The following is a 21,247-nucleotide window of genomic DNA, read 5'->3' as shown; positions in this document are numbered from 1 at the left end:
AAAAATAACGGCTAAATGAACAACAACGACATACTTCGCGCCATTCGGTACGCATTCGACTTCAATGATGATAAAATGATGAGCTTTTTGCCCTTGGCGGTTATGACGCATCCAGATCCGAAGTCAGCGATTGGATGAAAAAGGAGGATGACGAAGCTTTTATACCTTTATACGATAAGGATCTGTCCGCCTTCCTTAATGGCCTTATCATCGATAAACGTGGAAAGAAGGATGGTGAGCAACCTAAACCAGAGAAAAACCTTAACAATAACCAGGTATTCAGAAAGCTAAAAATAGCCCTTGAGCTAAAAGACGAGCATATCCTGGAGATCCTCATGCTCGCAGATTTCCGCTTCAGCAAGCATGAACTGTCAGCCCTCTTTAGAAAACCCACCCAAAGTCAATACCGAGACTGCAAGGATCAGGTATTGAGAAATTTTCTTAGAGGATTGCAGGTTAAATTGAGAGGGTGAAAAAGCACCCTATCTCACCAATGTTGCCAAGCCATTCTCCACATCCTCTGCCAGTTCACGGATCGAACGGGTTTGGAGGAGTTGGGTGAGGTCGTCACGGATGGCCTTGAAATCTTTGTGGATGGGGCAAGGGTTGGTTTCAGAGCATTGCTTTAACCCAAGGGCACAACCTTTAAATATCCCATCCCCATCAATAGCTACCACTAAATCGATGAGCTTGATCTCTTCCTGCTCCTCGTCTATGTAGAACCCTCCATTCGGCCCCTTAGCTGAACTTATGATGTTCAACCTTGCAAGGGATTGCAAAACCTTTGCCGTAAAAAACTCCGGTGCATCGATCTCCTTACAGATATCCTTTACACCCATTTTGAGACCTTTATTACTTTGGCCCCATATATAAATTACGGCGCGTATGCCGTATTCTGCTGCTTTTGAAAACATATTCTTTCTAAATATTTTGGCCCAATCAGATTAAACTGTGCCGATAATTACATTATTCCCAGAACCGGTCGCTCCAGGTATCCTCAACTTTTCTATGAATAAAAGCTAGTTTTTCTTCCAGCTCCTCGAGCTTATCTTCTGGAATTACTTGCTGTATATGTTCAAAAAGTTCGCGCTCCTCAAAGCGGATATGCTCTTCTAGCTTTTCTGCGAAGTCACTAAGCTCCTCACCTACACCTTTAGGAAGGTTATTTATCCCTTCAACTTTTGTCCTCAAATCCTTATGCTGCCTTTCGGCCACCGTTCGCATAGGATGATCTTCATCTAAAAAGGTGAATATGTACTTTTCTTCAAGCTCGAAATGAGGTTCCAAATGCTCAGCAAAGAAATACTCCAGATATCGAACAATCCTTTCTTTCTCAAAGCCAACATTAAGGCCTTTTTTTATTTTCCAAGAAAGTAGCAAACCAAAATGGTGATCCCTACTCAATGGAACCAATGCGGCATGTCTCTTCAACGGCTTACCCATATTTACCTTTATTTAGATATTGGCAAATATAAACATATTTCGGATATTTTTATCCCTTAATAAGTTCAACGTACTGGATTTTTTAAACCTACATTATTTTTATATTTTTGGTATATATGACATAGGTCATAGTTTCGCTTTTTGAGTCTACCTATTTTGAACAAAACTTTTAACCTATGGGCCGACTTCCCAAATTTAAGCGGTTTATGTTCCGCTACTCCTTGATCCCCCCAAGAAAATGGCGACCCGCTGCTACTATTTTGGTGGCTGCAATCATAGGTCTGGGGTTATATATGGTCAAACTTAGCAATGCTGCTTCCTACCTTTCGGATGACCCTCAGGCCTGCGTCAATTGCCACGTGATGACCCCTCAATACATTACCTGGAACCACAGCGCCCATCGGGAAGTGGCCCATTGCAATGATTGCCATGTGCCTCATGATAATGCATTTAATAAGTATTATTTCAAAGCCATGGACGGGTTGTACCATTCAGCCATTTTTACGCTACGAGCCGAACCAGAGGTAATAAAGGCGAGAGAGCCTTCAGTGGAAGTAATCCAAAATAACTGCATCAGATGTCACACGACTCAGGTTACGGATGCTAAAATGGCAGGCTTTGTCGAGGATCATCATGCCAAGCGAACTGATAGACTCTGCTGGGAATGCCACCGAGAGGTGCCTCATGGAAGGGTCAAAAGTCTTTCCTCAGTGGGCCACCAGATTGAACCAATCCGGGCCCATGCTCCCTCCGACTTACAAATTGTCCCCAAATGGCTAAGGGATACCATGAAAGGAAAAAATAAAAGAAACACTCCGTCCACATCTAAATAAGTTTTAAAATGAGAAATTGGATTCTTTTCATCGGCACCATCGTAGTCGTGTTCCTCCTGGCCATGCTGGCCTACACGATTATGGACAGAAAAACTGAGGCCAGATTTGCCTATCAGCCCAAAGTGGCCATAGATGGCATTGAGCCAAGAGATTCAATATGGGGCCTCAATTACCCAAGACAGTATCAGTCCTACCAAAGAACTGCCGATACCACTTTTACTAGTAAATACAATACCAGTGCTCTTCGAGATGCCCTCGAAGAGCAACCCGAAATGGTAATTCTTTGGGCTGGTTACGCATTCAGTAAAGGATACAACGAGCCTCGCGGCCATGCATATGCGGTGCACGATGTACTTCATTCTGTCCGAATCGGCGCCCCTATGGAGGCTGGAGAAGGTGTGATGCCAAGTACCTGCTGGACCTGTAAAAGCCCGGATGTTCCAAGGCTTATGAGCGAAATGGGTGTAACTGAATACTACAGCAAAAAGCTTTCGGATTTGGGTCCAGAGGTGATCAATCCAATTGGTTGTGCAGATTGCCACAATCCGGAAACGATGAACCTTACCATCACTCGGCCTGCCCTAATCGAGGCATTTAAAGCCATGGGCAAGGATATCAATGACGCCACCCACCAGGAAATGCGCTCCTTAGTGTGTGCTCAGTGTCACGTGGAATACTATTTTGATAAGGACAAGCCTGGAAAAGAAGGAGCACAATACCTGACTTTCCCTTGGAAGGATGGTATGGACGTAGAATCCATTGAGGCATATTTCGACAACATCGATTTTGCAGACTGGATTCACCCGATGAGTAAAGCTAGGATGCTAAAAGCTCAGCACCCCGACTATGAAATATTTTCAATGGGTGTACATGCTAAAAGGGGCGTAAGCTGTGCTGATTGTCACATGCCCTACAGAACCGAAGGCGGACAAAAATTCACAGATCACCACATCGGTTCTCCCTTGAACAATGTCGAAAACAGCTGTTTCGTGTGTCACCGAGAAAAAGTGTCGGATCTTGTAAACGATGTGTATGAGCGCCAGCGAAAAATCAAGGAAGGAACAAATAAACTTAGAAGACTGATTGCAATGGCCCACTTTGAAGCCGAAAAAGCTTGGGAACTCGGGGCTACCGAGGCTCAAATGAAGGATATCCTAACCGGAATCAGACATGCCCAATGGAGATGGGATTATGCCGTGGCTTCCCACGGAGCGGCATTCCACGCCCCACTTGAAACTAGCCGGATTGTAACTTCTGCCACTGACATCATTCAGGAAACCAGAATCAAATTGACTAGAGTTCTTGCAAATTTTGGGCACAATGAACCAGTTAATACACCAGATTTGAACAGCAAAAGTGCATTGCAGGCCTATATTGGTATTGATCTAGAGAAAGAGACCGAAGCAAAAGGCAAATTCCTAGAACAGGTAGTACCTAGATGGTTAAAAGAAGGAAAGGCTAGAGAGGCTCAAAAGGAAGTAAAAGTACTCAGCAGTAAATGATATAAAACCAAGGAAATAAGGCACTTGTAAATTTTGTATATTTACTTGTAATTCAAGCTTTTATACTAAAAAAAATCCTTTTTCCTTTTAAATATATCAAGGTTATGAAAAAATTATTAACCATCGGATTGGTCATGATAATGATGCTTTCCTACCACAGCGCAATGGCCCAATTTAGTATTGATGGGCAGTACATTATCCGGGGTGAATTTCGTAACGGATTTGGAAGGCCTATCGCCGAAGGTGAAAACCCGGCGGCTTTCATCGCGCACCGAGCCAGGCTTCAGGCTAGTTACCGACTTGATGGTTTTAATTTTTTCATGAGCGTACAAGATATCCGTACCTGGGGAAACACGTCTCAGGTCAAGCTAACAGATAATTTTTTATCTGTACATGAAGCCTGGCTTGAGGCAGACCTAGGGCCATTGTGGAAGATCAAGCTTGGTCGTCAGGAGTTGAATTATGACAATGCTAGGTTTTTGGGTAACCTGGACTGGGCACTTCAGGCCAGAGCACATGATTTTGCTCTTGTAAAATACGAGAAGGAGGACATAAAATTCCATTTTGGTGGTGGCTTTAATCAGGAGTCAATGTTTCTGTTTGAAAACACCTATGTGGTACCTAATCAATATAAAGCCGCCCAAATGGCTAGGTATGAAAACAAAATCGGCGATTTCCATTTTTCGGCCTTATTATGGAATGATGGAAGGCAATTTTGGACGGTGGAAGATGGTGAATTTTCCACCACCGGAGTGGATTTCCGCCAAACCATTGGTCTACCTACCCTGAGGTATCAAATGGGAAATACGACCTTTTCGGGATATTACTATCACCAGTTGGGAAGAGACAGGAATGGTGTGCAAAGAAGAAGGATCAATGCTTACAATGTAAGTGCCCAGGTAACCCAGCAGTTTGACATAGACAATGAAGCAGGCCGTAGATTTAGACTCGTGGGTGGATTTGAAATTCTTAGTGGTGGTGTGGATTCTACGACCAATAATGCCTATACCCCATCCTACGGTACCAACCACCTATTCAATGGATACATGGACTTATTCTATGTAGGGGGAGCCCACGAAAACAATGTTGGCCTACAGGATTATTTCCTAAGAGGCCGGTACGATTTCAATAATAGGTTCTTTCTCCAGGGCGATATTCATTTGTTCTACTCATACTCCAGCGTGTTTGGCCCCACTATTTCGCCTGAGCCCTTGAGTAACTTCATGGGAACCGAACTTGACTTAAGCTTTGGGTATGTTTTCACAGATGCAATTTCCCTTCAGGGAGGATACAGCCAATTTTTCTATACAGACACTTTCCGTGCAGTACAAGGCAATAGAAATTTAAGAGATACACAAAACTGGGCTTATCTGATGATGATCTTTAGGCCAACGATGAAAAATAAATTTATAGGAATATTACTGTAGGAAGAATGAGGTTTGTGAAGTTAGTGTTTTCCACCAAAATCACCTTGGTGCTGTTGATTGCTTTTGCCGGTAGTATGGCTTGGGCAACTTTCATAGAAAATGACCATGGAACCGCCGTCGCTCGAGGGCTGGTGTACGATTCCTGGTGGTTTGAGATTATCATGATATGGCTTGCCATTAATTTTCTAAGCCACATTCAGCATTACAAATTATTCAGCGCCAAGAGGTGGCCAATTGGGTTGTTTCATATTGCTTTTGTGATCACTATCATTGGTGCGGGGATCACCAGGTATATGAGTGAAGAAGGTATGATTCACATCCGCGAGGGAAATGCAGAAAACACCTTTTGCACCACTGCCCACTACCTTCAGGTCAAAAGACATGATGCTGACAAGGCCAACAGTTTTGAGAAACCGGTAACCCTGATCAGTCATAATTTCAAACCTCAAACCCACAAGGTTTCTTTCAACGAGCCTAATTTTAAGTTTACCTTTGAGGATTATATTGTCGGGGCAAGGGAAGAATTTGAACCTGGAGATAATACCTATATAGGTCTTGCTGTGGCAGTGGGTGAAGGTAGAGAGGACTATCTCATCAATCCCGGCCAAACGGTAAAGCTAAAAGGTTTTGAATTGGGGACCACTATGGACTCAGAAAGTCCGGTTAAGATCTTCCGCACGGATTCCAGTTGGGTTATTCAAACCGATATCCACCTGCAAGTCATGGATATGACCACCCAGCAGATTGGCGTCATGCATGCTGGAGAAACACAAAAGATAAGATACCGCTCCCTTTATCAGTGGGATGCGGGTGCGTTTATTGTTAAATCAATAGAAGAGAATTCCGAATTACATTACGGCCCCGAGCCAGATCCTCAAGTTGCCAAAAACAGAGCTGATATAATCAAGATCGGTGTGCGTGACCAAGATGACCAAATCATTTCAAATGCCTATGTTAAACTTACATCCCTTAATCCAAGTTGGCATTCATTCGATTACAATGGCCAGCAGTTTAGTTTCGCATACGGTCCTAAGGCGATTTCCTTCCCTTTTGACCTTTATCTCAATGCCTTTGAACTGGATCGCTATCCTGGTAGCCAAAGCCCGGCAAGTTACGCCAGTGAAGTAATGGTACGGGACAATGGAGAGGAATTCCCGTATAGGATATTCATGAACAACGTGCTGGATTACAGAGGCTATAGATTTTACCAATCCTCCTATGACACCGATGAAATGGGAACAGTGCTTTCGGTCAATCAAGACAGACCGGGAACCTACCTAACCTATTTCGGCTATTTCTTGATGACCATCGGGATGTTTATGACCCTGTTTGTCAAAGGCAGCAGATTCCAAATGCTGAACACAAAACTTGGAACCTTGAGGAAGAAAGCAATGGTACTTCTACCCATATTTATCCTCAGCCTTGCAAGTTTACAGTCGCAAACAATTACGCCTACCGTTGCTCCTGAGAGTATCGTTCCAGTGGAAGTTGCCGATGAATATGGCAAACTGATCGTGCAGGATTTGGATGGGCGGATGAAGCCCCTCAATACACTCGCCAATGAGATCGTCCGTAAAATCGCCGGGAAATCCTACGTGGATATTCCAACGGATGCAGGGACAGAGAGATTGACTGCTGAGCAGTTTTTGCTGGCCATACAATTGGATCCGGTTAGCTACAGCCATTTGCCGATTATTAAAATTTACAAGGAAAAATCACTCCATGCTTTTGCAGCTTTGGATTTGGATCCGACTGATAAAATCAGCTTCAGAGATTTCTTAACTGATGAGGGGGAGTACAGGCTATATGATTTGGTTGAAATCGCCAACATGCTAAAGCCAGCGGAAAGAAATGAAGGGCATAAAGAATTGCTCAAAACCGATGAGCGCTTCAATATCTTCTATGCCTTGCTGACTGGTGATTTTCTCAGGATTTTTCCAAATAAACTGGACCAAAACAACACGTGGTTTACCAGCCAGCAGCATCAGCAAGGCTTTGAGGAAGAAGATGCAATCTTCGTCAAAAACATTACTCCGCTTTTTCTTAACGGAGTCAAAAAAGGTTTGGAAGAAAACAAGTGGGAAGAAGCCTACGAGGCGCTCAATTACATTAATGTGTTTCAGCAGTATGCAGGTAAAGAGGTCTACCCAAGTGAAAACCTGATCATGGCAGAAGTCCTTTACAACAGACTTAACCTGGGTACAAGGATGTTTGGTCCATTCTGGCTGCTGGGGATTTGCATGCTGATGCTGGGAATTACCATGCTTTTCAAAGAAAACAAGCCTATGAACATAGCCTGGAATGTGGGCAATGTGATGGGCTGGATAGGACTTTTGGTCTTTACTTTCCACCTCGGATTGAGATGGTACATTGCCAAGCATCCGCCATGGAGCGATGGCTTTGAAATGCTAGTATTTGTGGCTTGGGGTGTGCTTTTCTTCGGACTGCTATTTTCCAACAAGTCAAAGTTTACCATTCCTTTAGGACTTCTTTTTGCAGGAACCCTCCTATTTGTAGGCTTCCTGGATTGGCTGAATCCTGAGATTACCAACCTGATGCCTGTTCTCCACTCCTACTGGTTGAAAATCCACGTGGCGGTGATTGTAAGTGGCTATGCACCTTTAGCCCTTTCGGCTATAATTGCACTTCTAAGCTTGATGCTTTTGATATTCAAACCTGTAAGTCCAAAAGCCAAATGGTGGCTCAGCATGCAGGAGCTGAATGTGGTGAACGAAATGTCCATAACTATAGGTCTTTTCCTGCTGACCATTGGGACCTTCCTTGGGGGCGTTTGGGCCAATGAAAGCTGGGGACGCTACTGGGCCTGGGATCCAAAAGAGACTTGGGCTTTGATCTCGGTGATCATTTACGCAGCAATTCTGCACCTGAGATTGATCCCCCCGTTGAAAAATAGCCTCCTTTATAATTTGGCCAGTCTTTGGGGCTTCTCCACTATCATCATGACCTCATTTGGGGTAAACTATTACCTTTCTGGTTTGCACTCCTATGCCGCTGGAGATCCTGTACCGGTGCCAAATTGGGTTTATTATATTGTAGCTGTGCTGTTGGTGATTTCAATATTAGCGTGGTGGAAATATAAGAAACTGACGCAGGAGGAGAAGAAAAGATTGGTAGTATAACGGGAGTATCAAGTAGGCATCAAGCGTGTATGAAGCGTCTATAGCCCAACCATGACCCAACCTTCACCCAACACTGACCCAACCCTCACCCAAGGTTTTGTTGGGTGAGGGTTAGGTTGAAGTTGGCTTGAGGTTGGGTTTTAGTACCTTTATCAACCAACCATATAACTATGAAACATTCCTTTACTTATCTCATCACTTTCCTCTTCCTTTACTCTTGTTCGGAAGCAGAAAATAATGCCTCAAACAATGACCATCAGGCTATCACTGAAATGAGCAAGGCAAGAGCCAAAGCTTTTAATAATGGTGATGCCAAAACAATTGCAAGCCACTTCACTGATGATGGAGTTTTGATGGCTCCAGGTGAGGAGGTTGCCATAGGTACTGAGGAGGTGGAAGCCTATTATGCCAAAATCTTTGAGGAATATGAAGCGGAACTGGACAGCTGGTATGAAGAAATTGAAGTTTCCGGAGATTTAGGGTTTGCCCGAGGTGAAGCAAGGGTTACCTTAATTGACAAAACTTCAGGCGACACGACCCAAAGCAGTTCCAAATACCTCAACATTGTGAAAAGACAGTCGGACGGGACATGGAAGACCAGTCATGATGTGTGGAATGATAATTAAGATGGAAGACCGGAGACTGTAGCCGCAGGACAGGATATAAAAAGAACCGTGATTCAAGGAGCCACGGTTCTCTGCTTTCAATTAGCCTTATGAAAATTTAATTTTTTAATGTCACCTTTTTGTTAATCATAGCAAACAACGTTTGGCCATAGACCTTCCATATCAACACCAATGCCATCAACCCAAACATGCCTAATACCGTCCAGCCATTTACTACGCCAAAACTTTGTCGGACTTCCGTGTATTTAAGGGTCGCAGCTAACATTCTTCCTGCAAGGGTCACTTGAAATAGCACCCACCCATACCATAAAATTGGATGGTAGATGGTTTCAGTTGAAAACCGGATTTTCGGATGGAAATGCGGGCCAGGTCAAACTTGATCAGCAACACATTTTAAAGAAGGACAGAGTTGCCAGGCCGATATTTAATATCACGCCATTCACCCTGCTAGATTATCCTGGACATACAGCCTGCATCCTTTGGTTTGCAGGCTGTAATATGAGATGTCTGTATTGCTACAACCCCCAAATCGTGACGGGAAAAGGCAAACTGTATCTTGCCCAAGCGCTAGATTTTATCTATTCTAGGAGAACATTGCTTGACGGAGTGGTTTTTAGCGGAGGTGAATGTACCCTTCACAGTGACTTGCTACCATTAGCAAGGATCATAAAAACCTTTGGGTTGAAAATCAAAATTGATACGAACGGAGCGTTACCTTCGCGAATTAACCAACTATTGGAAGAAAGACTAATTGATTATGTGGCTTTGGACTTCAAGTCTCTACCAAAGAATTTCCAGCACATAACTGGTTCCAATTTATTTCAGCAATTTGAGAACTCATTGATGTTGCTAATCAATTCCCGTATTGAATTTGAAGTGAGGACTACTGTACATTCGGAGCTAATTGACAGGGAGGAAATCAAGCGTATGGTTAGCTATCTGGAAAAAATTGGATACAGAGGTATCTACTATATACAGCAATTCAAAACCGATACCGATACGATTGGTAAAATGGGCAGATCTTCTACTTTGCAGGATCTAAGGAGCCTTTCGACTCCAAAAATTGAAGTGGTGGACAGGTGATTTATTTAGCCAGATAAATGGATAGCTTGTCATACCATCTTTCACCTTTGTAAAAATGATAAAGCACCTTTGCCAGCTCAGCCTGATATTTTTTGGAGGTGACCATCAAGTTACACTTGGTCTGGGTGGCGTATGACCAAAAGTCAGCGATCTTTCTAAAATTGAACTTGATGAAAAACGTTTCGTCAAAATGTTCATTTATCAATGTCACCAATTCCTTTTCCTCCGACAGTTTTGATTTGGGTATAAAGCTGGGGGAAATGATGGTCGCTTGACTAGATTTGAGACGTGGGTTAAAAAGCTTGATAAAGTGTTTAATGATCTGAGCCGACCCTTCACTTCCGTCATAATGGAAAAGGACTTTCTCAGTATTCACCTCATGGTCAAAGAGCAGCAATGGGGTATCACAAGGATTCTTCTCCAGCTCTCTAGGCTTGTCCATGTTATGCAGCCATTCCAATACTTGCGGGAGATTAGCCGTGATCAGAGTAGGGTTTTCGCCACTCTTCACATCACCACTCTTAGGATCGAATTCCCTCAGGATAGACTCCAGCTCGTGGAACTTGAGGATATTTTCAGGAATTTCGAATTGAAGTGCTGTTTCTGCTATCGTCGCCATATCTCTTAATGTTTATGCAAATCTACTGTGGGAATGCAAAAAGTATTATGACAATTACTCGTATGAAAAGTGATTATTGTCAGTTTTTAAAGCAGTTATTGATAAAAATCCGCCACTTTCGAAAGGGTTTTTTTATCCAAAACCAGAATGTATTTTCCTTGAAGTGCAATGAGCTTATCTTTTTTGAATTCAGATAGTAGCCGGATGATGGTCTCCGTGGCAGTACCCACCAGGGAGGCAATCTCCTCGCGACTCAGCACAATTTCTATTTTCTCCCCTTTTTCGCCTTTCACTCCAAAAGTGTTCACCAGTTTCAGCAGCACATAAGCTAGGCGTTCCCTTATTGATTTTTGATTAGCATCTGTAAGCCTTTCCTCCATATTGCCGATATCCCGGCAGATGCTTTCAGTGACCTTGTAATGAAAATTCACGTCTTTTCGAAGTACATCCATGAAGGCTTCCTTTGGAATAAAGCAAACCCGAGCATCCTTGATAATGGTGGAGGTGGAGGAATACACATCATCGCTAAGCAGTGAAGTATAACCCAGAAAATCTCCCTCTTTGGCCAAATGGATGAGTTGTTCTTTGCCGTTAGAAGCCGCTTTGACCGTTTTGACCACTCCGGATCTCACGCAGAAAATCCCAAGTGGCTTGGTGCCTTCATAAAAAAGCGTCTGTCCTTTTTTATGGGAAATCATGTTCTTGGCAGCCGAAATTTTCTTCAACTCCTCCTCTGTCAGGTTAGCAAAAAGGGATAATTTTCTGCTTAGACAGATCTCACAGGCTTCTTTGGGATCTCTCATCGTTTGATTGGTTATTAGGGTTTATTCAATTTGCCTCTAGTATAAGGTCAAAATTTACGGTTACTTCATCTTTGACTCTCACCGCACCTAGAAATTTTACAGGTGGATCGATTTGGAAATCAGAGAACTTAAAGGTTTGCTCTCCAGTAAGCTTTTTCTTGCCATTTCCGGGATCTTTTAGCTGACAAGTAATGGGAAATTGGTTGGCCACCCCAGCTAGGGAAATCTCAACTTTGCCTTCAAACTGCTCCTTGGATCTGTTTTTGGGATTTTGCTGAAGGCTGATAAACCTGATCTTAATTTCAGGATAATCGTCTGCTTGCACGGTTTTGCGGAAATCCTTAGTCATGATGTTGTTGGCACAATCGAAGTTGTTGGCCTTCATCACGATCTCACCAGACCAGATGAGGTTTTGTGCCCCTTGTATATCATTGGCAAATAGCACATCATTACCTGAATAGTCGACAGACACACAATAGAAAGGAGTCACATTAGTGGAACCGTTGATTTCCAGCCGGCTGTCTTCCGAAACCTTCCACTTAGCTGTCTCGATGGAGCCAGTTGGCATCATTACAGCCTGTCCAAGAATCAAGATAAGTATGAATAGCTTTGCCATGGTTTCTACACTTTTTATTCAATAATAATATTATAAAAAAGTGAACTGGTTTTTTCAGGAACAGCAAATCCTCCGGTAAGAGAGGTTGCACTTGTTTTCCAAAAGGAAAATAGAAGTGGAGACCTTATGTCCCCACCTCTGATGAATTGTTAAAAACTTATTGCAGCTTCTATGTTTACCCCATGGAATCTACCTCCGTTGTATTTGCTGGTAGCTGCAAAACCCTCATATCTTTGGTCCACATACTCAAGTTTGGTAAGGATGTTTTTGGTCATAAACCAGCCACCGCCTAGGTTCAATCTTGTAAGTTTAAGCTCACCAGCTGCCTCATTCATCTTGCCCTGTACCTCATTGTAACGTCCGCCGATGTAGAACTGCTCCGTGTTACCGAATCTGTAAAGCAACTCACCTGCGATTTGGTTAAAGTTACCGTTGCCCTGCTCAGAGCTGTTGTTCACCATTTCGTAGATACCGAAGAACTCAAGACCTTTGAATTTCACGAATGGGTTGAATTGAACCGCAGTCATTTGAGTGAATCTAGGATTGAATCGACCCTCGAAGTTTGTACCGTCACCCTCAACAGTTCTCATGATGGCGTAGTATCTAGATCCAGCTCTATCCCCTCCGAAAAGGTTTTGTCCAGTTGTAGTACCGTTGTTTTGGTAAACAGATCCAGTGAATCTCACTCTAAGATCATCAGTGATATAGTCATCGTAACCTAGCTTACCGAAGAAGGAGAGCCTGTTGTCAGTATTCTCATTCACGATCACGTTCTGATTAAGTTTACCGTTTGTCACACCGGCCATACCGATGAATCCACTTCTTCTATACATCACCTGACCGAAACCTTCTGTAGAAAACGCATCCATGATATAGTTTCCAATGAAAGGGTTGAAGATTGCTCTAGCGTTATCCGATCTTCTGTAAACCGCATCACCGTAGCCGAACTCATCCAAACCTACTGTAATGGTGGTGTATTGCATGAGGTTTTCCAAAAAGCCTGGCTTGATGAAATCCAACTGGTCAATCTGTAAGTGACCACCCTTTACCCAAGCTTCATTGTGGTGCTTAGAAGAAAGGTAGGTTCTCAGGTGCATTCTCACACCATGGTAAAGCTGTACATCCAAGTTCAGGTTGGCAGCAGGAAGGTTTAGGTTTCTTTCCATGTCTACCAGGTTGTTCATGGTGTTGCTTTGCTGCAAACCTTGGAACTGAAGTGCAAAATCCCCCCCTACTCTTACTCGTACGCCTTCAAATGTTCCTTTTGCTTCTTTTGGCGCCTCAAACATGTTGATGCCATCCTTGTTGTTTGGTCGGAAATACTGGAGATCAGTGTCTCGCTGGATATCCTGGGCCAAAACGTTGCCTGCCATTAGTACAGCGGCTGATAACAGTCCCGTTCTGTACAAGTTTTTATAAGTTTTCATAGCTTATGGGGTAAAAGAAATTAGTTGAATGTTGTGTTAAAACTTACTTTGAGGTCATCTCCTGTTTTGATCGTATTGAACATCGCCGTAGGAGGATCTATGTTGAATTGTGTGAATTTGATGTTTTGGTTGCCCGAGAAATTTACTTTGTTGCCACTTACTGTGTAATTGACATCCATTGGCACATTTTGGGTTTTACCCGCGATGGTAAGGTTTCCTTTGGCCTTGATCACCTTGTCAGAAATATCGAGGACTTCGGTTAGTTCAAATAGGATCTCGGGATGCTTTTTCACATTTAGAGCTTCGTAGGCATTTTTGTCCATTCCGTTTTTACCACTTTTTAAGGTGTTAGCTGGAAAGGAAACCTTCAAAGTTTCAATTGAGGCGATCTTACCATTATCAAGTTTGATCTTAGCACTTCCCTTTTGACCATTGTCAGAAATCATGTCCCAATCATGAATAGTGGAGGTGCCAGAAACCTTAAACTCCGATTTACCATTCAGGGTAAGCGTTTCCTGGGCATTTACCGTAAAAGCGGTAAACATTAGAAAAGCCATCAGAAAAGTTTGGAAGGTTCGGTTGACAGTTTTCATAGCATTATTGTTTTGGTGAATGTTGATTTTTTCTCTCTTTCAACATTACAAAGCTAGCTATACCCTACAGCCTAGGTTATGACCCCGGTTACAGAAAAACATGATTATTATCAGTATTTGATACCAAAATTACTTTAAGCTCCTGATTTTAATAAGGATAGCCTTTTAAAAGGGTTTTAAGAAAAAACAAACTATTTACACCCCTTTAACTCATTGGCATTCTTGGTTTTGAAAGCACAATACTGTAACTTAAAAGGAAAGTCAGCAAAAAATATAAAAATATGTTTTGGCCATTTTTGATCATGTTTTTCACTATATTCCCTCAGGAGGAGAAATATGCTGCCGCTAGGGATAGGTTGGTTAAAGATCATATACAGTCTCAAGGTATTCACAACAAAAAGGTGTTGAAAGCAATGAGAACCGTACCCAGGCACAAACTCGTGCCTCCAAGCCAACGCCCCAACGCCTACCTGGACAGACCACTACCTATCGGGGATGGCCAAACAATCTCTCAGCCATTCATAGTAGCCTTCATGACCCAACTGATCGATCCCAATAAAGACATGCGGGTTTTGGAAATCGGAACGGGCTCCGGGTATCAAGCCGCCGTACTCGCCGAAATGGTTGACCAGGTTTATACCATAGAGATTATAAGGTCTCTAGGGGAAAAAGCCGAGAAGGACCTCTCAGATCTGGGTTATGAAAACATCAATGTCCGCATAGGCGATGGCTATGCGGGCTGGCCGGAAGAGACGCCTTTTGATGCCATTATCGTGACCGCTGCACCGGACAGACTTCCCCAGCCGCTTATTGACCAACTTGCCGAAGGGGGAAAGATGGTCGTACCGATCGGGCCTGTCAACCAAATCCAAGAGCTAACCCTGATCGAAAAGAAGAACGGCAAAATCAGAAGCCGAAGTGTCGCCCCGGTGCGTTTTGTGCCTTTTACCCGAGATACCCTTTAAAATAAATGCTTAAAAGGACATCAGCTTTCAATGGCTACCGGTGTCTCCAAATAAAACCAATACCGTCATTACCGATATAATATTAATGCTTATCTTGGTGCTAAGAATTTAAATATAGAATAGCCTATGCTTATAGACAAGCACCATAGAGTACATGACTATTTACGAATTTCACTTACCGACAGCTGCAACTTTCGATGCAGCTACTGCATGCCGGATGAGAACACTCCTTGCCTGCCCCAGTCCCACCTGATGAGTGAAGAGGAAATAATCACCATTGCTAAAGTGTTTGTTGAATTAGGCGTTAGAAAAATCCGATTGACCGGAGGGGAACCCATGGTAAGAAAGGGGTTTGCCTCCATTTTGGGTAAATTAGCCAAACTCCCAGTGGAGATTACAATGACCTCCAATGGCGTGCTGGTGGACACCTACCTTGAAAATCTTAAGGAAGCGGGTATGAGAACTATCAATATCAGCCTCGACACCCTAAATCCTCAAACCTTCTTTTCCCTCACAAAAAGAAACCAATTCGATAAAGTTTGGAAAAACATCAACCTTTTGATAGAGAATGGTTTTCGAGTGAAAATAAATGTGGTGGCGATGCAGGGTATGGTGGAGAAAGAGCTGCTAGACTTTGTCAGAATCACCAAGAATATGCCATTGCACGTGCGCTTCATAGAATTTATGCCTTTTGATGGCAATGCTTGGGATAGCAAGCAAGTTATCACCTCTAAGCAAATGCTAGATAGAGTGATTGAGGAATTTGACATTGTCAAGCTTAAGGACGAGCCTCATGCCACCGCCAAAAAGTTTAAAGTCATCGGACACGAGGGAACATTTGCCTTTATAACCACCATGACCGAGCATTTTTGCGGCAGCTGTAACCGGATGAGATTGACAGCCGACGGGAAAATGAAAAACTGCCTTTTTGGAAATGAAGAAAAGGACCTGCTTGGTGAATTGAGAAATGGAAAGGACATCAAAAAACTGATAATAGAATCCATTCAGGAAAAACACGCCGTCATGGGTGGGCAATTTGCCAAAGGTTATGAAAACATTGATGCGGGGACCCTTAAGAACCGCAGTATGATCAAAATCGGAGGATAAATTAAATATGATTGCTGTAGAAAAAGCCAAAGAAATCCTTTCTGATAATGCCAGAAGAGGGAAAACCATAAAATTACCAATAGCACAAACCTTGGGCTTAGTAACGGCCGAAGATATTTATTCCCCTTGCGATGTCCCCAATTTTGATAATTCAGCCATGGACGGCTATGCAATCAAATGGGACGAGGGCAACAACAGGCGTAAACTCAACCTTTCGGTTAGCGGAAAAGCCGGGTCCGGCCAAATCCCACAATTATCTCCAGATCAAGCTTTCAGGATTTTCACAGGAGCTCCGATGCCAGCTGGATCCGACACTGTCATTCCACAAGAATATGTGGAGTCAAGTGCTGATGAACTAACTTTTGAAATAGATAGATTCAAAAAAGGCTCAAATGTTCGACTTCAAGGCAACCAAAATAATAAGGGTGACTTGATTTTGAAAAGTGAAAGCAAAATAACTCCTGGAACAATAGGTCTGCTGGCTTCTGTTGGCATTACTGAAGTCCCAGTGTATGCACCGCCGTCTATTGCGGTGGTGGTGACAGGTGATGAGCTCAAGGAAATTGGTGAGAAATTAGCTTATGGAGAAATTTACAACTCAAACGGCCCAACCCTTCAGGCTTATTTAAAGCACTTGGGAGTTGAGAGCTCGAAAGTTTACAAAGTAAAAGATGATGCAGAAAGTCTAGGAATGCTAGTGAAAGACCTTCTTTCTCAATATGATATCCTTTTGTTTTCAGGTGGTATTTCCGTAGGGGATTATGATTTTGTCAAAGAGGCCCTGTATGCTAACAGAGTTGAAGAACTATTTTATAAAATAAAACAACGCCCTGGTAAGCCTCTCTTTGCAGGAAAAACCGAAAACCAATTGGTCTTCGCGCTTCCAGGAAATCCCGCATCAGTTATTAATTGCTTTAACCAGTATGTAAAACCCATGATCAAACATTGGATGGGCCATTCCGACGTTTGGGCATCTTCCGCATATTTGCCGACCGCCAATTCCTTCGAAAAAAAACCACCCCTCACCTTTTTCTTAAAAGGACAAATCACTCCAGAAGGGGTTCGGATTTTGGGAGGCCAGGAGTCTTTCAACCTGATCAGTTTTGGCGTTTGCGATGTGTTCGTAGAAATTCCTGAGGAAATGTGCACAGTGGAGGAAGGAACGTTGTTAAAAGTGTACTATTGGTGAAAAAATTTATCAAACAGACGAATTTTTTACACATCAATTTAAAGAGTAATTTAAAAAAAATGCATACTACCAACACAAAAATAACAATACTTGCATTTGGGGTGATTGCTGAAAAACTTGGCGACAAAATCCTTATACTGCCCCAAACAGAAGACACCAACCAACTCAAAAAAGAATTGGTTTCCTCATATCCCGAGCTTGAGAACCTTAAATTTACCATCTCAGTCAACAAAAAATTGGCAACGGCAAATACGGCCATCAGCCCTTATGATGAAATAGCTTTGTTACCCCCATTTTCAGGTGGCTAATATGGATAGATTTGTCAGACAGTATTCGTTAAGCGGTTTCGGTCAGGAAAAGCAGCAAAAATTAGCCACCGCCAAAGTTTTAATTATTGGGGCTGGAGGGCTTGGTTGTCCGGCCTTGCTCTACCTGGCAGCTGCTGGCGTCGGCCATATTACCGTTGTGGATGGCGATATTGTTTCCCTTTCCAACCTTAATCGGCAGGTGTTATTCGGCATTTCAGACATTGGCAAGCCAAAGGTAGACGTTGTGAAAGAGTATTTCTCCCAAAAATATAATGATATCCAAATAGACGGTTTACCCTTTTATCTATCTCAGGAAAATTGTCTGGGAATAATTGAAAATCATGATTTGGTAATCGATGGATCTGACAACTTTCAGACCCGCTACATGGTCAACGACGCATGTACTTTGCTGGAAAAACCTTTGATCATGGGATCCATTTTTCAAAATGAAGGACAGGTTTCATTCTTGAATGCCCACGGAAGTAAAAGTGTAAACTATAGGGATATTTTCCCCGAACCACCCGAAGCCCACGAAGTTCTCAATTGCAGCGAAACTGGCGTGTTGGGTGTTCTACCTGGGATTATCGGATCCCTGCAGGCCTCAGAAGCTATTAAATTCTTAGCTGGATATGGAGAAGTTTTGGATGGAAAGTTATTGATTTATGACTTGTTAATCCATAATTCAACTATTTTCGAAGTGGAAAAAAATCCAGAAACACAAGGTCATTTTCCAAAAACGCCTACTGAGTTCTTGAGAATGAATTACGCCTTATCTTGCGGAACAGTACAGGAAATCACTTGGGAAACGGTGGCAGATTTGCTGACTGAAGAAGACAACCTACTATTGGACATTCGGGAACCGCATGAGATGCCTAAATTGGAAAAGATAGACCATACCCAAATCCCAATGTCAGAAGTTGAAGACCACTTGGAAGATTTTGCTCAGAAGAACAGGATATTAATTTGTTGCCAATCAGGTGTGAGAAGTGTGAAAACTGCTCAGAAATTAAGTTCTATTTTAATTGGTAAAGAGTTTTTCTCAATCAAAGGAGGTGTAAACGCCCTTTCAGAAAACCTTAAATAACATGACAGAAAAGAAAAGAACACCCAAAAACATATTTCGACAAGGACCCATCAGCCCAGATTCCATTGCCACCTCAATTGCCAACCATAGCAGCAAAACTGGAATCGGCGGACACAGCATATTTCTGGGACAGGTGCGGGCTGACGAAAAAGAAATAGGCCAAGTTACCGCCATCGAGTACTCCGCATATGAGGAAATGGCTTTGGAACAGGCATTTGAGATCCGGGAGGAGATTTTCTCCAAATACCCACTTACCTGCATGCATATATATCACAGTCTTGGTACCGTAAAGGCAGGTGAAATTTGTCTGTTTGTCTTCACATCTTCCAAGCATCGCAAAGCGGCCATGGATGCATGCGAAGAGCTTGTCGAAAGAATAAAGAAGGAGCTTCCTATCTGGGGCAAGGAAATCACCGACAAGCAAAAATCAACTTGGAAAGAAAATAATTAAAATCTTAACTTTTAACCTCAAATGGTTGATATCACCCATAAAAATTCCACTTTAAGAAAAGCAATGGCCCAAGCCATCATCAGGGTCTGCAAACCAGAGACAATCCAGGCCATAAAGGACCGCACCGTCCCAAAGGGGGATGTTTTGGAAATGGCCAAAACGGCCGGGCTTTTTGCTGCCAAAAAAACCAGCGATGTAATTCCTGATTGCCACCCCCTACCCATTGAGTTCACGGGAATCAGCTACCAGATTCAGGATATGGAGGTGCAGATTATTGCAGAAATCCACACTATCTATAAAACTGGAGTGGAGGTGGAAGCCATGCATGCGGCTTCGGTGGTGGCGCTCACCATGTACGACATGCTCAAGCCAATAGATAAAGGGGTGAGTATCCATGAAATAAAACTTTTGGAGAAAAAGGGAGGAAAAACTGATTTCAACAAAAAAGAAGTCGATAATTTAAAGGCGGCAGTGATCGTCTGCTCGGACTCCATTTCCAAAGGAAATAAGGAAGACAGAGCTGGAAAGGCCATTATAGGCAAGTTGGAGCAATTTAAAGTTTCAATAGAAGATTATATAATCATCCCTGACGAGTTTGATGAAATCCAGGAAAAGGTCAAAAGTTATTGTTCAGCCGGCATAAACCTCATCATTCTTACAGGTGGCACGGGCCTTTCTCCACGGGATGTTACCCCAGAAGCGGTAGCCCCATTGCTGGAAAGAAAAGTTCCAGGAATTGAGGAGGCCATCCGGAATTATGGACAGCAGCGTACCCCCTACTCCATGCTTTCCCGAAGTGTTGCAGGACTGATCGGCAATACCTTGGTATTGGCTCTCCCGGGCTCCACAAAAGGAGCATCGGAATCTATGGATGCCGTTTTCCCAGCAATATTACACATCTTCAGGGTAATGGAAGGCGCCAGACATTAGAATTAAATTTTAAAAACACAACCTACAAATTAGCCACATATCTATTTCTTGTATCAATTGAACAAATTGATTGTTCGGTTTGCTTTTTGGTTACAAAAACCAAATATATCACCGAAAGCAGTACGCCTACAGCTCCAACTTGGTGCAGCACACCCAATTCTATTGGTACTGCGGCCAAGAGCGTCCAAATGCCTAATCCAAATTGAACAAATACGGCCAAGCCTTGATAGAAACTTACCTTTCTGAGATACCCGTCTGATTTCACTCCATTCAACAAGATGATAAAGGACAGAATCAATACAGTCATTCCTAAGATTCGGTGGACGAGCTGTACTATCCCATGGCTTTCAAAAAGCCCCCCCCAACCAAACATATCCACCCCATAGGACAGCTCAGCTGGCACCCAATTTTGCCCCATCTTGGGAAAAGTGTTGTACATCAATCCTGCTTTCAGTCCAGCCACAAAAGCTCCGTAAAGAATTTGAACCGACATCAGAACCAGCATTGACCAACCCAGTTTGTTAAGTAGGGCATTTGGTTTCTTTTTTACTCCCTTTACTTCCATTGCCACCCAATAAATATATCCCACCAATGCTAGTGCAGTTAGTAAATGAGCGGCGAGTCTATAATGGCTGACATATGGCTTGTCCACAAGACCACTTTTGACCATATACCAACCCAATACTCCTTGGAATAACCCGCCAAGAAATATAATGATCACCTGCTTTTTCAACTTTGAACTAAATGCCCTTTTAGCCCAAAAGTAAATGCAGGGAACCAGGAAGACCAAACCGACTATCCTGCCCAGAAGTCGATGAAAATATTCCCAAAAGAATATTTTCTTGAAATCTGAAAGCTCAAAATGGGTATTAAAGAACTCGAATTCGGGGGACTGCTGGTATGCCTCAAATTCAACCTGCCAGGCTTCTTCGGTTAAGGGAGGTATGGCTCCTGTAATGGGCTCCCATTTTACCATAGATAGACCCGATTGCGTAAGCCGAGTAATTCCCCCAACCACCACCATCATAGTAACCAACAAGGCTCCTGAAATCAACCAGAGATAAATAGACTTTTGAAAAGAAGTATGCATAACGACTATTT

22 protein-coding genes and 1 pseudogene are annotated in these 21,247 nt (G+C 42.9%); 15 read left to right on the top strand and 8 right to left on the bottom strand.

Annotated elements, in window-relative coordinates:
- Positions 1-15: 15 nt before the first annotated feature.
- Positions 16-164, top strand: a pseudogene (locus FPL27_RS20295) (DUF1456 family protein); the annotation flags it as partial.
- Positions 162-473, top strand: coding sequence for a YehS family protein (locus FPL27_RS09780; RefSeq protein WP_394348520.1), 312 nt, complete (start codon positions 162-164; stop codon positions 471-473). The pseudogene FPL27_RS20295 and the gene FPL27_RS09780, both read left to right, overlap by 3 nt.
- A gap of 9 nt (positions 474-482) precedes the next feature.
- Here FPL27_RS09780 and FPL27_RS09775 read toward each other — a convergent pair whose 3' ends face one another.
- A complete protein-coding gene (locus tag FPL27_RS09775; protein WP_143960924.1) occupies positions 483-914 on the bottom strand; it encodes an RrF2 family transcriptional regulator in 432 nt (143 codons plus the stop codon).
- A gap of 52 nt (positions 915-966) precedes the next feature.
- Positions 967-1,443, bottom strand: a complete 477-nt coding sequence (locus FPL27_RS09770; RefSeq protein ID WP_143960923.1) for a hemerythrin domain-containing protein — start codon at positions 1,441-1,443, stop codon at positions 967-969.
- Between the two features lie 176 nt (positions 1,444-1,619).
- Here FPL27_RS09770 and nrfH point away from each other — a divergent pair, with 176 nt between their 5' ends.
- The 6 genes from nrfH (at position 1,620) to FPL27_RS09740 (ending at position 10,054) form a co-directional block, all read left to right on the top strand.
- Positions 1,620-2,276: a cytochrome c nitrite reductase small subunit gene (gene nrfH, locus FPL27_RS09765; RefSeq protein ID WP_143960922.1), complete on the top strand. Its 657-nt coding sequence runs from the start codon at positions 1,620-1,622 to the stop codon at positions 2,274-2,276.
- An 8-nt stretch (positions 2,277-2,284) separates the two neighbouring features.
- Complete coding sequence (nrfA, locus tag FPL27_RS09760) at positions 2,285-3,778, top strand: ammonia-forming cytochrome c nitrite reductase (protein WP_143960921.1); 1,494 nt, start codon at positions 2,285-2,287, stop codon at positions 3,776-3,778.
- Between the two features lie 104 nt (positions 3,779-3,882).
- Positions 3,883-5,205, top strand: coding sequence for an alginate export family protein (locus FPL27_RS09755; protein WP_143960920.1), 1,323 nt, complete (start codon positions 3,883-3,885; stop codon positions 5,203-5,205).
- A 5-nt stretch (positions 5,206-5,210) separates the two neighbouring features.
- The gene (ccsA, locus tag FPL27_RS09750) at positions 5,211-8,345 is read left to right on the top strand and encodes a cytochrome c biogenesis protein CcsA (protein ID WP_143960919.1); all 3,135 of its coding nucleotides are present in this window, start codon (positions 5,211-5,213) and stop codon (positions 8,343-8,345) included.
- Between the two features lie 170 nt (positions 8,346-8,515).
- A complete protein-coding gene (locus tag FPL27_RS09745; RefSeq protein ID WP_143960918.1) occupies positions 8,516-8,971 on the top strand; it encodes a YybH family protein in 456 nt (151 codons plus the stop codon).
- Positions 8,972-9,304: 333 nt separating this feature from the next.
- Positions 9,305-10,054, top strand: coding sequence for an anaerobic ribonucleoside-triphosphate reductase activating protein (locus FPL27_RS09740; protein WP_235893408.1), 750 nt, complete (start codon positions 9,305-9,307; stop codon positions 10,052-10,054).
- A 1-nt stretch (position 10,055) separates the two neighbouring features.
- Here the strand turns inward: FPL27_RS09740 and FPL27_RS09735 are convergent, their stop codons facing one another.
- From FPL27_RS09735 to FPL27_RS09715, 5 genes are all read right to left on the bottom strand, one after another.
- On the bottom strand, positions 10,056-10,673 hold the full coding sequence (locus tag FPL27_RS09735) for a hypothetical protein (RefSeq protein ID WP_143960917.1): 618 nt from the start codon (positions 10,671-10,673) through the stop codon (positions 10,056-10,058).
- Between the two features lie 95 nt (positions 10,674-10,768).
- A complete protein-coding gene (locus FPL27_RS09730) occupies positions 10,769-11,476 on the bottom strand; it encodes a Crp/Fnr family transcriptional regulator (protein ID WP_143960916.1) in 708 nt (235 codons plus the stop codon).
- Positions 11,477-11,501: 25 nt separating this feature from the next.
- Positions 11,502-12,092, bottom strand: coding sequence for a YceI family protein (locus FPL27_RS09725; RefSeq protein ID WP_143960915.1), 591 nt, complete (start codon positions 12,090-12,092; stop codon positions 11,502-11,504).
- 149 nt (positions 12,093-12,241) lie between these two features.
- The gene (locus tag FPL27_RS09720; protein WP_143960914.1) at positions 12,242-13,519 is read right to left on the bottom strand and encodes a hypothetical protein; all 1,278 of its coding nucleotides are present in this window, start codon (positions 13,517-13,519) and stop codon (positions 12,242-12,244) included.
- 20 nt (positions 13,520-13,539) lie between these two features.
- The gene (locus FPL27_RS09715; protein ID WP_143960913.1) at positions 13,540-14,112 is read right to left on the bottom strand and encodes a YceI family protein; all 573 of its coding nucleotides are present in this window, start codon (positions 14,110-14,112) and stop codon (positions 13,540-13,542) included.
- A 281-nt stretch (positions 14,113-14,393) separates the two neighbouring features.
- Here FPL27_RS09715 and FPL27_RS09710 point away from each other — a divergent pair, with 281 nt between their 5' ends.
- The 7 genes from FPL27_RS09710 (at position 14,394) to moaCB (ending at position 20,146) form a co-directional block, all read left to right on the top strand.
- Complete coding sequence (locus FPL27_RS09710; protein ID WP_235893407.1) at positions 14,394-15,077, top strand: protein-L-isoaspartate(D-aspartate) O-methyltransferase; 684 nt, start codon at positions 14,394-14,396, stop codon at positions 15,075-15,077.
- Between the two features lie 126 nt (positions 15,078-15,203).
- Complete coding sequence (gene moaA / locus FPL27_RS09705; protein ID WP_143960912.1) at positions 15,204-16,184, top strand: GTP 3',8-cyclase MoaA; 981 nt, start codon at positions 15,204-15,206, stop codon at positions 16,182-16,184.
- A gap of 7 nt (positions 16,185-16,191) precedes the next feature.
- Positions 16,192-17,373, top strand: coding sequence for a molybdopterin molybdotransferase MoeA (locus FPL27_RS09700; RefSeq protein ID WP_143960911.1), 1,182 nt, complete (start codon positions 16,192-16,194; stop codon positions 17,371-17,373).
- Positions 17,374-17,432: 59 nt separating this feature from the next.
- On the top strand, positions 17,433-17,681 hold the full coding sequence (locus tag FPL27_RS09695; protein ID WP_143960910.1) for a MoaD/ThiS family protein: 249 nt from the start codon (positions 17,433-17,435) through the stop codon (positions 17,679-17,681).
- A 1-nt stretch (position 17,682) separates the two neighbouring features.
- Positions 17,683-18,765: a HesA/MoeB/ThiF family protein gene (locus FPL27_RS09690; protein ID WP_143960909.1), complete on the top strand. Its 1,083-nt coding sequence runs from the start codon at positions 17,683-17,685 to the stop codon at positions 18,763-18,765.
- 1 nt (position 18,766) lies between these two features.
- Positions 18,767-19,216, top strand: coding sequence for a molybdenum cofactor biosynthesis protein MoaE (locus FPL27_RS09685; RefSeq protein WP_143960908.1), 450 nt, complete (start codon positions 18,767-18,769; stop codon positions 19,214-19,216).
- Between the two features lie 21 nt (positions 19,217-19,237).
- Complete coding sequence (moaCB, locus tag FPL27_RS09680) at positions 19,238-20,146, top strand: bifunctional molybdenum cofactor biosynthesis protein MoaC/MoaB (protein WP_143960907.1); 909 nt, start codon at positions 19,238-19,240, stop codon at positions 20,144-20,146.
- A 22-nt stretch (positions 20,147-20,168) separates the two neighbouring features.
- Here the strand turns inward: moaCB and FPL27_RS09675 are convergent, their stop codons facing one another.
- Positions 20,169-21,236: a COX15/CtaA family protein gene (locus FPL27_RS09675; protein WP_143960906.1), complete on the bottom strand. Its 1,068-nt coding sequence runs from the start codon at positions 21,234-21,236 to the stop codon at positions 20,169-20,171.
- Between the last annotated feature and the right edge of the window lie 11 nt (positions 21,237-21,247).

It is taken from the genome of Litoribacter populi (assembly GCF_007483685.1).
Classification (GTDB): domain Bacteria; phylum Bacteroidota; class Bacteroidia; order Cytophagales; family Cyclobacteriaceae; genus Litoribacter; species Litoribacter populi.
Note: the sequence above shows the minus strand (reverse complement) of the source record. Positions and strands in the feature narration are given on the sequence as shown.